This is a genomic window from Micromonospora sp. WMMD975 (assembly GCF_029581215.1).
In the GTDB taxonomy this organism is placed as follows: Bacteria; Actinomycetota; Actinomycetes; order Mycobacteriales; family Micromonosporaceae; genus Micromonospora.
In genome coordinates this window covers 6,157,504-6,172,028 of sequence record NZ_CP120739.1, presented here as the reverse complement: position 1 = coordinate 6,172,028, position 14,525 = coordinate 6,157,504, and the positions used below count along the sequence as shown (strand labels likewise).

Genomic DNA, 14,525 nt, shown 5'->3' with positions numbered 1-14,525 from the left:
GGGTAGGGAAGCGCAGATCACGCACGGAACGAACGGACGGTACCGGAGCGACGCGGCGGTGCGCCAGCCGATGCGCGGGTGGAAATTCCCACCTACCTCGACCGACAGCAGGGGCGGGATGGTCACCCATCCCGCCCCTGCCGCGGTGCGTTATGTGGACGGCCCTCATGGGCCGATGGAGGACAACCGTCAGGCGGTCGACTTCCCGGTCACCCGATGTCACCAGAGCGGCCCCCGGGTGGCGCGGAAAAAGCGTATGGGCGGGGACATTAGCGGTCCGCGATCTTCCTCGCCATCCCCGGCGGCGGAGGCCGGTCGACCGGCCCGCCGAAAGGATCCCTTCGCCCAGCGACCCTCGGCCGTTCGACCCAACGACGGCCGTCACCCACGGTGCGGAGACACGTGCGAGCGGTCAGTTCACCTCGACCAGCGGCAGCGACTTCCCGACCCCGCCGCCCGGCAGGGCGATCGACGAGAAGTGCGAGACCACACGGTCGTCGCTCGGGTCGTCCGCCGGCGTGCGGTGCACCGCGAGGCGGCGGTAGAGCGTGTCCCGCTGGGCCGGGATCCGGTCCGCCGACCGGATCATGCCGATCAGCTCGTGCAGGTTGGACCGGTGCCGGGCCCCGGCCGAGGAGATGACGTTCTCCTCCAGCATGATCGAGCCCAGGTCGTCCACTCCCATGTGCAGGCTGAGCTGCCCGGCGTCCTTCCCCGTGGTCAGCCAGGACGCCTGGAGGTGCGGCACCGTCTCGAAGAAGAGGCGGGCGACCGCGATCAGGCGCAGGTATTCCAGCGTGGTGGCCTGGGTGCGACCCTTCAGGTGGTTGTTCTCCGGCTGGTACGTCCACGGGATGAACGCCCGGAAACCGCCCGTACGGTCCTGCACGTCGCGGATCATCCGCAGGTGCTCGATCCGCTCGGCGTTGGTCTCGCCGGTGCCCATCATCATGGTGGCGGTCGACTCCAGACCCTGCCGGTGCGCCAGCTCCATCACCTCGAGCCAACGCGCGCCGGACTCCTTCAGCGGCGCGATCGCCTTGCGTGGCCGGTCCGGCAACATCTCGGCGCCGGCGCCCGCGATCGAGTCCAGGCCGGCGGCCTTGATCCGGGCGATGGCCTCGTCCAGGCTCACTCCGGACACCTTCGCCATGTGCAGGATCTCGCTCGGGCCGATCGAGTGGATGGCGAGCTGCGGGTAGGCCGTCTTGACCGAGGAGAACAGCTCCTCGTAGTAGTCCACGCCGTAGTCCGGGTGGTGCCCGCCCTGGAGCATGACCTGGGTGGCGCCCAGCTCGACCGCCTCGCCGCAGCGGCGCAGGATCTCCTCGGTCGGGTGGGTCCAGCCCTCGGCGTGCTTGGGGGCCCGGTAGAACGCGCAGAACTTGCACGCCGTCACGCAGACGTTCGTGTAGTTGATGTTGCGGTCGATCAGGTAGGTGACGATGTTGTCCGGGTAGCGGCGTCGCCGTACCGCGTCGGCCGCCTCGCCCAGCGCGTGGAAGGGCGCCTCGGTGTAGAGCAGCAGGGCCTCCTCGGGCGTGATCCGCCCGCCGTCCGCGCCACGCTGCAGGATGTCGTCGATCTCCCGGCTCACCGTCACGCCATCGAGCGTACGTCGCGCGCTCCACGGACTGTTCGCCGCCGCCTCGACATGCGGCGTCGACCCCATAACATCATGCTGGAAGCATCATCAGAAGGCCTGGATCGTCAGTTATTGACATCCCAGGCAGCGAAGAGGGGTAAAGTAAGATTCGAGGATTGGAGCTGGCGGCAAATGTTACTGCGCTTCCGGGCGACCAACTTTGCCTCGTTGCGGGATGAGGCCGAGTTGAGCCTCGTCGCCACCGATGAGCACCCTGACCTCGCGGTCCGCCCGGTGCCACGGGAAAGGCTCAACGCGCTACCCGTCGTCGGCATCTTCGGGCCGAACGCCTCTGGCAAGTCCAACGTCGTGAAGGCGCTGGGGTTCGCCCGCGACGCGGTTCGCCTCTCGCATCAGCGATGGCTTCCGGAGGAGCCCATTCCGGGTCGGTGGCCGTTCCGGCTCGACGCCGACAGCGGCAGCCGGCCGAGCGAGTTCGTCTTCGACTTCGTCGTCGACGACGTCAGGTACGAGTTCGGCTTCTCGCTGGACGACGAGGCGATCCGGCAGGAGTGGCTGTACGCGTTCCCGAAAGGTCGACGGCAGGTCTACCTCGAACGCGAGGGCAACTCGCTGCACTTCGGAAACCACCTGACCGGGCCACGTGAGCTGATCGCGGAGACCGTACGACCGAACAGCCTCTTCCTCTCCGCCGCCGCCGCGCTCAACCATCCCCAGCTCGGCCGGATCTACCGCTGGTTCAGTCCGCGGCAGATGATCGCGGCAGAGCACGAGCCGACGCCGCGCCGCCCACCGCACTGCCTGCCGGACGACCGGATGCTCGCCCTCATGCGCTTCGCCGACCTGGGCATCGTCGGCGCGGAGATCGTTCAGCGCGACGGCGGCGGAGCCCCAGGGCCGATGGAGCCGAAGATCGAGTTCCTGCACTCTGCGTCCACCGAGGGCGGCGAGGCCACCATGCCCTGGCAGTGGGAGTCGGCCGGCACCCGCAACTGGTTCGACCTCCTGCAACTGGCCGTGCGGGCCCTGGACGCCGGCGGGCTGTTGGCCATCGACGATCTGGGGAGCGAGTTGCATCCCCTTCTCACGGCGGCATTCGTCCGGCTCTTTCATGAGCCGGCTACGAACCCGCGCGGTGCACAGCTCATCTTCAACAGCCACGACGTCGGCCTCCTCGGCCGCCATCGTGATATCCGGCTTGCCCGGGATCAGGTGTGGCTCACCGAAAAGGACGAAACTGGCGCATCCCGCCTCTATCCGCTCAGCGAGTTCCGGGTGCGTGGCGGCCTGGACGACGTCGAGGGCAGATATCTCAAGGGCCGGTACGGCGCCGTGCCGTTCCTCGATCACGAGACGCTGAACCTCCTCGACCCGTCGGTCCGAGCGGCTTGACATCGAAAACTCTAGCACCAAAGCTTTACGCTTTGAAGGCTTAAGTTCAAGTGTCTGGAGCGTGAACGTGGCCATCGAGACCCACCGTTGCCAGGCGACCCGATGACCCGGACCAGCCGACCGCTGCGACGGCGCACCGGTCGCTACGACGAGCGTCGGACCTATCTGATCTGCAGCGAGGGGGAGAACACCGAGACCTGGTACTTCAAGGGGCTACGACGTGAGCTTCGGGCCGGCACCGTCCGAATCAACATCCTCTCCGGGAAGGGTGAACCGTACGGGGTGGTCGAGAAGGCCATCGCCGAGGCGAACCAGGCCGCAGCCGATGGCGATGCCTACGACGAGGTGTGGGTCGTATTCGATGTGGAGGCGCCTCAACCGCACACCCGGCTCGCTTCCGCACTCGCTCTGGCCGCCCGACACGGCATCCGATGCGCGGTCTCGAACCCATGCTTCGAGGTCTTTCTCCTGCTGCACTACGAGGATCTCTTCGCCTACCTGACCACCGACGAAGCATGCCGTCGACTTGAGCGGCACCCGTGCGGATACAGTCCACGAGGCAAGCTCGTGAACTTCGAGGCCCTCCGGTCGGGCCGCGCGAACGCACTGAGCAGGGCGGCGCGGCTGGACCGCCTGCACCGGGAGAAGCCGGTGGACGCCCGCAACCCTTCGACCTCAGTCCCGAGTCTGGTAACCGCCCTCGTGGCGCACAATGGCCCCCGTTCCGTCCGATGACCTTCGGAGCCGAGGAAGAGGAGCGGACCGCGGCTATGCACGAAATCGAGATCGACGACGAGGTGTACGCGCTGCTTCAGCGGCACGCCCAACCCTTCGTTGACCGTGAGAACGACGTCCTTCGCAGGCTGTTGCGGCTCGACACCGGCACCGGTGCTGGCGTAGGAGGCGAGCGGAATGCCGGTGACCTCTCCAGGTTGATCGAGGCCGGGCTGTTGGAGCCGGACGACGAACTCGTCCACGTCCAGAAGCGCAAGCGTCTCACTCATCGGGCGGTGGTCACGGCGGACGGGAACATCCGACTTCCCGACGGGTCCACCTACACCAAACCGTCGCCTGCGCTCAAAGCCTGTGTGGGTCACGACATCAACGGCTGGGGACAATGGACCCATGCACGCAGTGGCCACTCCCTGCAGGAGCTCCGCGAGCAGCTCAGGGAACGGTGAAAGCGGTCGGCTACCACGCCCTCCGACGGGCGTCGTAGCCGACCGCTTTCCGGATCGGCGGTTAGAAGATGCGCGGGATGGAGGTGGCCGACCAGCCCTGCCCGACCGGGTTCTCGCTCGTGACGTAGAGCTTGAAGTCGGCGGAGAGGTCACCTGTGGCGCGGAAGCCGAGCAGCTTCCCGTCCGTCTGCTGCCCGACCAGGTCGGTCCGGCCGTCGCCGGAGAGGTCACCGACCAGGATCCGGGGCCGGTTCGCCGCCGTCCAGTTCGTGCCCACGTTCAGGTAGGGGCCCGGGAAGGTGAGGGCGCTGCCGGTCAGGTCGCCTGACGACCGGTAGACCCGCAGCGTGCCGTCCGCCAACTGGGCCACCAGGTCGACGACGGTGTCGCCGTCCACGTCACCGACCAGGATGCGCGGGATCGAACTGCTCTTCCAGCCGCTGCCGACCACCTTCGCCTGCGCGGTCGACGGGAACAGCTTTCCGTCGCCGGAGACGTCGCCGCTGGACGGGAAGCCCCTCATGCTGCCGTCCGCGTACTGGGCGATCACGTCCGTACGGCCGTCGCCGTTGAAGTCACCGGTCAGGATCCGCGGCACCGCCGACGTGGTGAAACCGTCGCCGACCACCCGCGCCGGCGCCGAGAACAGGCGGGCGTCGGCGGAGAGGTCGCCGCTGGAGGTCCACACCTTCAACGTGCCGTTGAGCAGTTGGCCGAGCAGGTCGGTCCGCCCGTCCCCGTCGAAGTCACCGACGTGGAGACGCGGGATCGACCCGATCGTGAAGGCGGTGCCGACCTTGACCGGGGTGGGGAAGAGCCGGCCGTCGGCGGAGACGTCACCCGTCGACGCCCACGCGGTGAGCGTGCCGTCGGAGGTCCCCCCGATGATGTCCGAGCGACCGTCACCGTTGAAGTCGCCGACAAGCACCCGTGGGCGGTTCGACGCCGACCAGTTGGTGCCGACGTACGGGTACGGCCCGGGGAACAACGGCGCCGTGCCCGACATGTCGCCGCTGGACGGGTAGAGACGCAGCCGGTTGTCGGCCGTCTGCGCAAGCACGTCGGCGCGGCAGTCGCCGGTCCAGTCCCCGAGCATCGCCAGGCTCGACTGGTCCCCCGGCACCACCGTGCCGCCGCCCGCGTTGCAGGTGGAGATGCTGTTGGTCCGGATCCAGGCGGCCAGGTCGTCGGTACGCACCTCGACCGCGTCGCGGCGCGTCTCCGTCTCGGCCAGGCAGCCGCCCTGCCAGGACCTGTCGTGCAGGGCGACCAGTTGCGGAACCCCGCCGGCCACCCGGACGGTCGGCCCGCCGGCATCGCCCTTGCAGGTCGTCGGGCCGCCGCTGTCCGGGTTGGTGATGTCGACGGTGATGTCGGTCACCGCCGCCGCGGTGACACCCACGCCGTGCAGCTTGTCGGGCGCCCACTCGGTGGCCGTCCGGCCGAAGCCGAGCGCCTGGAACTGCTCACCCTGCGCCGGGGCGGTGGTGCCGAGCGCCACCGGGGCGACTGCGACCGCCGGGACGGCCAGCCGCAGCAACGCCACGTTCCGGTCGGGGTGGGGAACCACCCAGGAGACCCGCCGGACGTGACCTCCGGTGGCGGCCAGGTCGAGCCGGCCCACGGTCACCGTGGTCGGCCGGCTCGGCGCACCGGTCGCCGGGGCCGACGCGCCGTCGGTCACACAGGACCGGGTGGTGAGCACCCACTGCGGCGCCACAAGCGCCCCCGAACAGCCGTGCACGTCGCCGAAGACCACCTTGGCCGCGAACGTGTACGCCGGGTCGGTGACCGGCGTGCCGCCGCTCACCGCCCGCGCCGGCGCGCCCGCCACCAGCCCCGCGCCGGCAAGCGTCACGACCCCGGCCAGCAGCGCGCGGCGGCGCTGTCGTCGTCGATGGTGTCCCGTCATGGTGCTCCCCCGTTCGATGTGGCGCCCCGGGCGACCACTCGGCCCGATGCGCGGAACGCCCGCCGCCAGGGGCGCGCGACGAACGCGACGCTCCGGCAACGGGCGATGACGGTTGGCAATATAGAGGATCAAGGGCTGCTTCGCTGTCCTGCTCGCCCACGACACCAGCAGCACGCTGCGGGCCTACCAGTCGAGGTGACTCCTTAGGTCGCCGCGCGAGGGCCGAGATCTTGGAGGGAAATGGCCCCTGGAGGGGCACTTAGCTTCCAAGATCTCTCCCGCTTCCAGGAGGCGAGAGGGATTTCCCGCCATTCGAGGGGCGGCGGGCCGTCAGGAGCGGTTCGGCGGGCCAGCCACGAAGGCGGCCCAGGCCATCCGGTCGAAGGCGAGCACCGGGCCGGCCGGGTCCTTCGAATCGCGTACGCCGACCGCTCGGGTAACCGTCGCGACCTCCACGCAGTTGGCGTTGGAGCCGCTGCGGGTGGACTTGCGCCAGGTCGCGCCGGACAGGTCAGGGGTGGTCATCCTCTGCTCACTCTCACTCTCACTCTCACTCGTGCTCCACGGTCAGTGTCTGGGTGCCAAGTCGCGAGGTTCGGCAAATGCCACTCCCAGCCCGCGCGGGCGTTCCGGGCAGGAGGCGAGAACGGGTCTGCCTCAGGCCTCGGGGCTCTCCGGCAGCCCGGCGACGAAGGCGGTCCAAGAGAGCCGATCGAAGGCCAGCACCGGCCCGGTCGGATCTTTCGAGTCCCGCACGCCCACCACACGGGCCATCTTCGCCACTTCCACGCAGTCGCTGTCGGATCCACTGCGGGATGACTTGCGCCAAGTCGCTCCGCAGATGTCAAGCATGGCCATCGGGCACTCCCCCTCGCTCGTGCTCCGCCGCTGTCCGCGCGACGACGTCCGTCGAATCGGCCGGACTCAAGGAGACCCCAGTCAATGCATCGGCCGCCCGGCGGAACACGGCCACCTGTTCCGGCTCCTCCAGGAAGACGCCCGAGATCTTGTGCTCCAGGTGCACCACCGATGGACGACGGCGGAAATCGAACAGCACGAACCCACCGTCCAGCCCGGTGTGGCCACCTCGCGCGAGCGGGACCACCTGAAGGCTGACATTGGGCCGCTCGGACAGCTCGATGAGATGCCGAAGCTGACGGACCATCAGCTGATGACTGCCGAGCGGCCGGCGCAGGACGGTTTCGTCGATGATCGCGTGCAGCTCCGGCGGCTCGTCCCGGGCAAGGATCGCCTGCCGTGCCAGCCGGGCGGCTACCCGGCTCTCCGCTTCCGCCGGGCTCACGCCGCAGCTCTTCATCAGGGCACTTGTGTACTCCGGCAACTGGAGCAGCCCCGGCACCAGCAGCGGCTGCCAAGTCACGACCCGCGTCGCCTCGGCCTCCAGCAGATTGAAGGTGCGCGACCAAGCGGTCAATCCGGCCCCATGCGTCTCCCACCAACCTTTGTCACGGGATCGCTCAGCCATCGACAGCAACCGTTTGCGCTCTTCGCCGACGACGCCGTAGACGGTCAACAGCGCGGCGACCTCTTCCGCCCGAACTCCCTGTTGGCCAGTCTCGATTCGGGAAAGCTTCGACGGCTGCCAGCCAAGTTGGACCGCCACGGACGACCCCTTCAGCCGCATGGTCCGCCGCAGCTGCCGCAACTCGCCGCCCAAGCCGCGTCCGGCTACGGACGGCATGGTCTGCTTTGCCACCAACACACCTCGCCGAGAGTTGTTGACACGGCACTCTACGCGATCCATCATCGATCGCAAATTGCGATTCGACTAGAAATTTTGCGATCGATTAGGAAGGGTCTCGACGTGGATGCACCGGACACCACCTCCGCCTCATTCCAGCCCACCTGGCTCCGGCCGTACGACCCGGCGGAGTCGCCCGGCCCGATCCCGTCCGTCATCGACCGCTTCGGCCGGCACGCGCGTGCCGATCGACCGTCACTCACCGAGGCGGAGCGGGAGGTGGCCCGCTACACCGTCGTGCTCGTGTCGCCGGAGGCGGCCGAGGCGCTCGGCGACGACCGGGGCGAGGTGGGGCTGCACCTGTTCCTGGACGACGACTGGGACCACCAGCCGGCGCACCTCGACGACGCGGTCAAGATGATCGAGGAAGCTTGCGGCGAGCCGGTCACCCTCACCGAGCACCACTCCGACCTCACCTACTGGACCGCCCACGTGCGGCACGACCAGGCGGCGAGCCGCTGACAGAAGCCCATCGGGCTACGCGTCGTAGTCGACCGTCAGGTCGTCGGTGGTCGGGCTGGACTGGCAGGTCAACACGTATCCGGCGGCCACCTCGTCCGGCTCCAGGGCGTAGTTGCGCGCCATCGTCACCGCGCCGGAGGTGACCCGCGCCCGGCAGGTCGAGCAGACCCCGCCCTTGCACGCGTACGGCAGCTCGCTCCGCACCCGCAGGGCCGCGTCGAGCACCCGCTCGTCCCGGCCCATCGTGAGGCTCGACGAACGCCCGTCCAGCACGATCGTCACCTCGACACCGGTGTCGTCGGTGTCGCCGGCATCGGCGGTGGGCCGGCGTACCGGCTCCGGCGGGGCATCCACGTGGAACAGCTCGGTGTGCACGGCCGCATCCGGCACCCCGCGCCCGGCCAGCACGGCCTTGGTGTCCACCACCATTCCGTACGGGCCGCAGAGGAACCACTCCTCGATCTCGTCGCCGGGTACGACGGTGTCGAGCAGCCAGGTCAGCCGGTCGGCGTCGATCCGCCCGGAGAGCAGCGCCGACTCGCCCATCTCGCGGGACAGGACGTGCACCAGGTGCAGCCGGGTCGGATAGCGGTCCTTCAGGTCGGCCAGTTCCTCGGCGAACATGACCGTGTTCGCCGTGCGGTTGCCGTACACCAGGGTGAAGGTGCTGTCGGGTTCGACGGCCAGCGCGGTCGCGGCCAGCCCGAGCACCGGCGTGATGCCGGAGCCGGCCACCACCGCGCCGTACCGTCTGGCCCGACCCGGGGTGAACGCGGAGGTGAACTGCCCCAGCGGCGGCAGCACCTCGACGGTGTCGCCGTCACGCAGCGCGCCGCAGGCGTACGCGGAGAAGGCCCCGCCCGGGACCTCGCGCACCCCGATCCGCAACCGGCCGTGCCGGGCCAGCTCGTCCGGGGTGGAGCAGATCGAGTACGACCGCCGCGCTTCTTCGGCCTCCGGATCGTCCGCGACGGCCGGACGGCGGACCGTGAGGTGCTGCCCGGCGGAGAACGCGAACGTCTCGCGCAGCTCCTCGGGCACCGCGAAGGTGATGGACACCGAGTCGTCGGTGAGCCGGTCGACGGCGGCGACGGGAAGCGGGTGGAAGACCGGCCGGCGGCGGACCGGCCGGGTGATGGTGACAGTCACAGCGCCTTCAGGTGGTCGAAGGGTTCGGCGCAGGAGCGGCAGCGCCACAGCGCCTTGCAGGCGGTCGAGCCGAACCGGCTGACCTGCGTGGTCTCCGGGGATCCGCAGTGCGGGCAGCGGACCGCGAGGGTAAGCGGCACCACCGTGTCGTCGCCGCGCGGCGCGGGCGGGGCGATGCCGGCGGCGGCCAGTTTGGCCCGGCCCGGCTCGGAGATCCAGTCGGTGCTCCACGCCGGCGCGTAGATCGTGCGGACCTCGGCGTCCGGGTGCCCGGCGGCGGCGAGCGCACGTCGGATGTCCGCGCGGATCACGTCCATGGCCGGGCAGCCGGTGTAGGTGGGGGTGATGGTGACGACGACCCGGCCGGTGTCCGGCTCCTCCTCGACCGCGCGCAGGATGCCCAGCTCGTCGATGGTGATGACCCGGATCTCCGGATCCACCACCGCCGCCACGGCCGCCCTGGCGTCACTCACCAGAGCCACCTTCCGTTCGCGACTGCGGGGCTCCGCTGCGCTGCGCTCCTCGCGCTCACCACTGCGCCCCAGGGTGGGCGCGGTGCAGCACCTGCATCTCGGCCAGCAGGTAGGAGAGGTGTTCGGTGTGCAGGCCGTCGCGGCCCCCGCCCGGCTTCCAACCCGCCTCCGGGCGGGTGAGCGTGGCCTCGTCGAGCACGGCGGTCACGGTGGCGTCGAAGTCGGCCCACAGTGCCGCCGGGTCGACCGGCGCGGCCGGGTCCGCCACGAACAGCTCGTGGACGTACGGCCACACCTGGTCGACCGCGTCCTGCATGCGGCGGTGCGACTCGTCGGTGCCGTCGCCGAGCCGCCGCACCCAGAGCGAGGCGTGGTCCAGGTGGTACGCCGACTCCTTGCGCGCCTTCGCGCCGACCGCGGCGAGCCGGTCGTCGGCGCAGCCGGCCAGCGCGGTGTAGAGCGGCAACTGCCAGGCGGCGAGGAAGAACAGCTTCGCCACGGTCATGCCGAAGTCGCCGTTGGGCAGCTCGACAAGCAGGCAGTTGCGGAACTCCCGGTCGTCGCGCAGGTAGGCCAGGGCGTCCTCGTCGCGACCGGCGCCCTCCAGCTCGCCCGCGTACGTGAGCAGCAGCCGGGCCGCGCCGAGCTGGTCGAGGGCGATGTTGGCGAGCGCGATGTCCTCCTCCATCTCCGGCGCGCGGGTGGCCCACTCGCCGAGCCGCTGCGCCGCGATCAGCGCGTCGTCGCCGAGGCCGAGCGTGAAGTCGAACAGTGTCATAGGTGGGACACCCCGTCCGGCACCTCGTAGAACGTCGGGTGGCGGTAGACCTTGTCGGCCGCCGGATCGAAGAAGGCGTCCTTCTCGTCCGGGCTGGACGCGGTGATCGCGCCCGCCGGCACCACCCAGATCGAGACCCCCTCCTGGCGGCGGGTGTAGAGGTCGCGGGCGTTACGCAGCGCCAGCTCCGCGTCGGCGGCGTGCAGGCTGCCGACGTGGGTGTGGGACAGGCCGCGCCGGGCCCGCACGAAGACCTCCCACAGCGGCGAGGACTGCCCGCTCATGCGGTGCTGGCCGGGCATGCCCTCACGGCCCTCGCTCCGCTCGGTGCGTTCGCTCATGCCGAGCCGACCGGGCATGCCCTCACGGCCCTCGCTCCGCTCGGTGCGTTCGCTCATGCCGAGCCGACCGGGCACGCCCTCACGGCCCTCGCTCCGCTCGGTGCGTTCGCTCATGCCGCCACCGCTTCCTTGCGCCCGGCCCGCTTCGCGGCATACGCCGCGGCGGCCTCCCGGACCCAGGCGCCGTCGGCATGGGCCCGCTGCCGGTGCGCCATCCGCTCCCGGTTGCACGGGCCGTCGCCCTTGATGACGCGCATCAGCTCGGCGTAGTCGGGCTGGGTGTAGTCGTACGCCTGGCGCTCGTCGTTCCAGCGCAGGTCCGGGTCGGGGATGCTCAGGCCGAGCACCTCCGCCTGACCGACGCACATGTCGACGAACCGCTGGCGCAGCTCGTCGTTGGAGAAGCGCTTGATCTTCCAGGCCATGGACTGCGCGCTGTGCGTGGAGTCGCCGTCCGGCGGGCCGAACATGGCAAGCGACGGATACCACCAGCGGTCGATAGCGTCCTGGGCCATCGCCTTCTGGCCCGGGGTGCCGTGTGCCAGCGTGTGCAGGATCTCGTATCCCTGCCGCTGGTGGAACGACTCCTCCTTGCAGACCCGGATCATGGCCCGGGCGTACGGGCCGTAGGAGCAGCGGCACAGCGGCACCTGGTTGACGATTGCCGCCCCGTCCACAAGCCAGCCGATGGCACCGACGTCGGCCCAGGTCAGGGTCGGGTAGTTGAAGATCGAGCTGTATTTCTGCCGGCCGTTGAGCAGCAGCTCCACCAGCTCGTCCCGGGTGATGCCGAGCGTCTCGGCCGCCGCGTAGAGATAGAGGCCGTGGCCGGCCTCGTCCTGCACCTTGGCCAGCAGGATGGCCTTGCGCTTGAGTGAGGGGGCCCGGCTGATCCAGTTGCCCTCCGGCTGCATGCCGATGATCTCGGAATGGGCGTGCTGGGCGATCTGCCGGATCAGCGTCCTCCGGTACGCCTCCGGCATCCAGTCCCGGGGCTCGATTTTCTGATCGGCGTCGATGACGTCGGCGAAGTAGGCCTCGAAGTCCTGGTCCGGCGCCGCACCGCCCCGCCGGGCCCGCGCCGCCGCCTCGCGCAGCGCCGCCTCCGCGGCCTCCACCTCGCCGAGCAGGCCGCCGCCCGGAGCGTCCTCGGGCGGGGCGAAGTCGTTGCCATACATGAAGCCAGTGTTACAGCTCGCAACGAATGACACCAGAGGGTGTAACAGGATTCCGCAGCCACCTTCCGTGACCGAACAGACGCTCCACGTGAACCGCCCTGAGCTGCGGAAACAAGTGTGATGTCGACCACTTGTCAACGATGAAACCCCCCAAGAGCGGCATAGCGGCTCAATGTCCCGCCGATCCGGCTAGACGGCGAGTGTCGAGATCTGGCGATCGGCCTGTCCAGAAGTAGACTTCCCCCGGCACACCGATCGGCTGCCGTTGATCGCCACCACCCAGGCCACCGTCCCCCGGCCTCGTGGTGATCGGGCCCGAACACATGCGCAAGCGCCGGTCCCCCCGGCCATACATCTGGAGTCCACCCACTCATGCGACCTCGCGTGACCCTGGTGCTCGCCGTCGTGGCGGTCCTCGTCGGCGGCGGCATGCTGGTGCCCGCCGCGTACGCGAAACTCTCCAACGGAGACGGCCTCGGCGGCATCGGTGCCGGCGCCGAGCAGGTGCCCGCGCCCGCCCCGAGCGCGCCGCCACCCCCCACGCTCGCCGATGCCCCGGTCTCGGTGAACTTCAAGGGCGAGTTCTTCTCCTGGGCCCTGATGGACCGGGAGACCGGTGCCGTCACCGGCGCGAAGAACATGAGCCAGACCAGCTCCACCGAGTCGATGCTCAAGACCTGGATCGTCTCCGACTACCTGCGCCAGCTCGGCGACGAGCAGCCCACCGCCGACTTGAAGAAGGCGGCCAGCGTGGCCATCCGGGACAGCAACGACGACGGCGCGAACCGGGTCTACCGGGCGGCCGGCGGGTCCTACAAGCCGCAGCCGGGCAACAAGCTGAACCCGGTGCTCCAGCGCGCGGTCAAGATCTGCGGCCTGACCGACACCAAGGCCGGCAACGTGCCCTCCTACGAGGGCTGGTGGAGCTTCACCCGGATGTCCCCCCGGGACGCGGTCCGGCTCGGCGACTGCATCGCCGACGGCAAGGCCGCCGGGCCCAAGTGGACGAAGTGGGTCTTGAACGAGATGGCGAACGTCCGGGGCAGCATCAAGAGCCAGCAGGCGAAGTCCGGCGGCGGCAAGTGGGGCATCGTCGACGGCCTGCCCGCCTCGATCAAGGCCCAGGGCCCGGTGAGCATCAAGAACGGCTGGACCGCGCTCGTCTACGACCGCAACTGGCACGTCAACTGCCTGGCGGTCACCGACAAGTGGAGTCTCGCGGTGATGATGCGCTACCCGATCGGCTCCGGCCTGTCGTACGGGTCGAAGGTCTGCGCCAGCGTCGCCACCCAGCTCGTCACACCGCAGCCCGGCGCGGCGCTGAAGGTGCCGCAGCAGCCGGTCGGGAAGCTCTGATGGCCGGTGCCCGGCGACGGCCCGGCAGCCATCACCGCCCGCTGGCGTTCACCGCGGTGGCCGTGGCCCTGGTCGGCCTGCTGGTCCTCTCGCTCCGGCTGGTCCCCGGCTCACCGCTGCGACCCACCGCCGCGTCGCGTCCCGACCCGGGCGAGCGGTCCACCGCGCAGCCCACCGATCGCAACACCCGGCCCCGGCCGGCGCCGTCGCCGTCGCTGGAGCCGTTGCCGTTCGAGGCCAAGAACCTCGACTCCCTCAACCTCAAGGGCTGGTACGCCTGGTCGGTGCTGGACAAGCGCACCGGAAAGATCATCGGCTCGAAGAACATGGGCGAGACCAGCACCACCGCGTCCCTGATCAAATCCTGGGTGGTCGCCGACTACCTGCGCCGCACCGCCGAGGCCGGCAAGACCCCGAGCGACGCGAAGCTCGCCGACGCCACGCGGATCATCCGGGACAGCGACAACACCCGCGCCCAGCAGTTCTACGAGAGCGTCGGCAGCGCGGCCTCGATCAAGCGGCTGATCTCGATCTGCGAGCTGACCGACAGCAAGGTCGCCGCCGACGGCGGCTGGAGCCGGACCCTGCTGTCCCCGCGCGACACCGCACGGCTCGGCCGCTGCATCGACGACGGCCGGGCCGCCGGCCCGAAGTGGACGAAGTGGCTGCTCAACGAGATGCGCCTGGTCCGCGGCGCCGGTGACTTCGGCATCCGCAAGGCGTTCCCGGCCGCCGAGCAGAAGAAGATCGCCATCAAGAACGGCTGGATCGACCGGCAGAAGGAAAAGGAATACCACGTCAACTGCCTGGCCATCGGCGACACCTGGACCATGGGTGTGATGGTCAAGAGCCCGTTCAGCGTCGGCAGCTGGGACTACGGCATGAAGGCCTGCGAGCAGATCACCGAGGCGTTGCTGCGCCCGGCGAACTGAGCC

At 69.7% G+C, this 14,525-nt stretch carries 16 protein-coding genes; 6 read left to right on the top strand and 10 right to left on the bottom strand.

The window, feature by feature from the left end:
- Nucleotides 1-412: 412 nt before the first annotated feature.
- A complete protein-coding gene (mqnC, locus tag O7613_RS27715; protein WP_282290827.1) occupies nt 413-1,603 on the bottom strand; it encodes a cyclic dehypoxanthinyl futalosine synthase in 1,191 nt (396 codons plus the stop codon).
- 174 nt (nt 1,604-1,777) lie between these two features.
- On the opposite strand from mqnC, the gene O7613_RS27710 reads away from it, so the two are divergent.
- The 3 genes from O7613_RS27710 (at nt 1,778) to O7613_RS27700 (ending at nt 4,179) form a co-directional block, all read left to right on the top strand.
- Nucleotides 1,778-2,998: an ATP-binding protein gene (locus O7613_RS27710; RefSeq protein WP_281585444.1), complete on the top strand. Its 1,221-nt coding sequence runs from the start codon at nt 1,778-1,780 to the stop codon at nt 2,996-2,998.
- A 102-nt stretch (nt 2,999-3,100) separates the two neighbouring features.
- Complete coding sequence (locus tag O7613_RS27705; protein WP_282290825.1) at nt 3,101-3,733, top strand: RloB family protein; 633 nt, start codon at nt 3,101-3,103, stop codon at nt 3,731-3,733.
- Complete coding sequence (locus O7613_RS27700; RefSeq protein WP_281585446.1) at nt 3,730-4,179, top strand: hypothetical protein; 450 nt, start codon at nt 3,730-3,732, stop codon at nt 4,177-4,179. Before O7613_RS27705 ends, O7613_RS27700 begins: the two co-directional genes overlap by 4 nt.
- A 61-nt stretch (nt 4,180-4,240) precedes the next feature.
- On the opposite strand, the gene O7613_RS27695 is transcribed toward O7613_RS27700, so the two are convergent.
- The 4 genes from O7613_RS27695 to O7613_RS27680 form a co-directional block, all read right to left on the bottom strand.
- Nucleotides 4,241-6,091 (bottom strand): FG-GAP-like repeat-containing protein, encoded by a 1,851-nt coding sequence (locus O7613_RS27695; protein ID WP_282290823.1) that lies wholly within the window; start codon nt 6,089-6,091, stop codon nt 4,241-4,243.
- Between the two features lie 330 nt (nt 6,092-6,421).
- Complete coding sequence (locus O7613_RS27690; protein WP_282290822.1) at nt 6,422-6,616, bottom strand: DUF397 domain-containing protein; 195 nt, start codon at nt 6,614-6,616, stop codon at nt 6,422-6,424.
- A gap of 132 nt (nt 6,617-6,748) precedes the next feature.
- On the bottom strand, nt 6,749-6,943 hold the full coding sequence (locus O7613_RS27685) for a DUF397 domain-containing protein (RefSeq protein ID WP_282294630.1): 195 nt from the start codon (nt 6,941-6,943) through the stop codon (nt 6,749-6,751).
- Complete coding sequence (locus O7613_RS27680) at nt 6,936-7,808, bottom strand: helix-turn-helix transcriptional regulator (protein ID WP_282290821.1); 873 nt, start codon at nt 7,806-7,808, stop codon at nt 6,936-6,938. Before O7613_RS27680 ends, O7613_RS27685 begins: the two co-directional genes overlap by 8 nt.
- A 108-nt stretch (nt 7,809-7,916) precedes the next feature.
- Here O7613_RS27680 and O7613_RS27675 point away from each other — a divergent pair, with 108 nt between their 5' ends.
- Nucleotides 7,917-8,315: a hypothetical protein gene (locus tag O7613_RS27675; protein WP_282290819.1), complete on the top strand. Its 399-nt coding sequence runs from the start codon at nt 7,917-7,919 to the stop codon at nt 8,313-8,315.
- 15 nt (nt 8,316-8,330) lie between these two features.
- Here O7613_RS27675 and paaE read toward each other — a convergent pair whose 3' ends face one another.
- From paaE to paaA, 5 genes are all read right to left on the bottom strand, one after another.
- Complete coding sequence (gene paaE, locus O7613_RS27670) at nt 8,331-9,464, bottom strand: 1,2-phenylacetyl-CoA epoxidase subunit PaaE (RefSeq protein ID WP_282290817.1); 1,134 nt, start codon at nt 9,462-9,464, stop codon at nt 8,331-8,333.
- Nucleotides 9,461-9,937 (bottom strand): 1,2-phenylacetyl-CoA epoxidase subunit PaaD, encoded by a 477-nt coding sequence (gene paaD, locus O7613_RS27665; protein WP_282290815.1) that lies wholly within the window; start codon nt 9,935-9,937, stop codon nt 9,461-9,463. Before paaD ends, paaE begins: the two co-directional genes overlap by 4 nt.
- A 55-nt stretch (nt 9,938-9,992) precedes the next feature.
- Complete coding sequence (paaC, locus tag O7613_RS27660; protein ID WP_281585453.1) at nt 9,993-10,715, bottom strand: 1,2-phenylacetyl-CoA epoxidase subunit PaaC; 723 nt, start codon at nt 10,713-10,715, stop codon at nt 9,993-9,995.
- The gene (gene paaB / locus O7613_RS27655; protein ID WP_281590565.1) at nt 10,712-10,999 is read right to left on the bottom strand and encodes a 1,2-phenylacetyl-CoA epoxidase subunit PaaB; all 288 of its coding nucleotides are present in this window, start codon (nt 10,997-10,999) and stop codon (nt 10,712-10,714) included. Before paaB ends, paaC begins: the two co-directional genes overlap by 4 nt.
- A 167-nt stretch (nt 11,000-11,166) precedes the next feature.
- Nucleotides 11,167-12,234, bottom strand: coding sequence for a 1,2-phenylacetyl-CoA epoxidase subunit PaaA (gene paaA, locus O7613_RS27650; protein WP_281585454.1), 1,068 nt, complete (start codon nt 12,232-12,234; stop codon nt 11,167-11,169).
- 372 nt (nt 12,235-12,606) lie between these two features.
- On the opposite strand from paaA, the gene O7613_RS27645 reads away from it, so the two are divergent.
- Entirely contained in the window at nt 12,607-13,590 is a 984-nt protein-coding gene (locus O7613_RS27645) for a hypothetical protein (protein WP_282290813.1), read from the top strand.
- The gene (locus O7613_RS27640) at nt 13,590-14,522 is read left to right on the top strand and encodes a hypothetical protein (RefSeq protein WP_281585456.1); all 933 of its coding nucleotides are present in this window, start codon (nt 13,590-13,592) and stop codon (nt 14,520-14,522) included. Before O7613_RS27645 ends, O7613_RS27640 begins: the two co-directional genes overlap by 1 nt.
- Nucleotides 14,523-14,525: the final 3 nt, after the last annotated feature.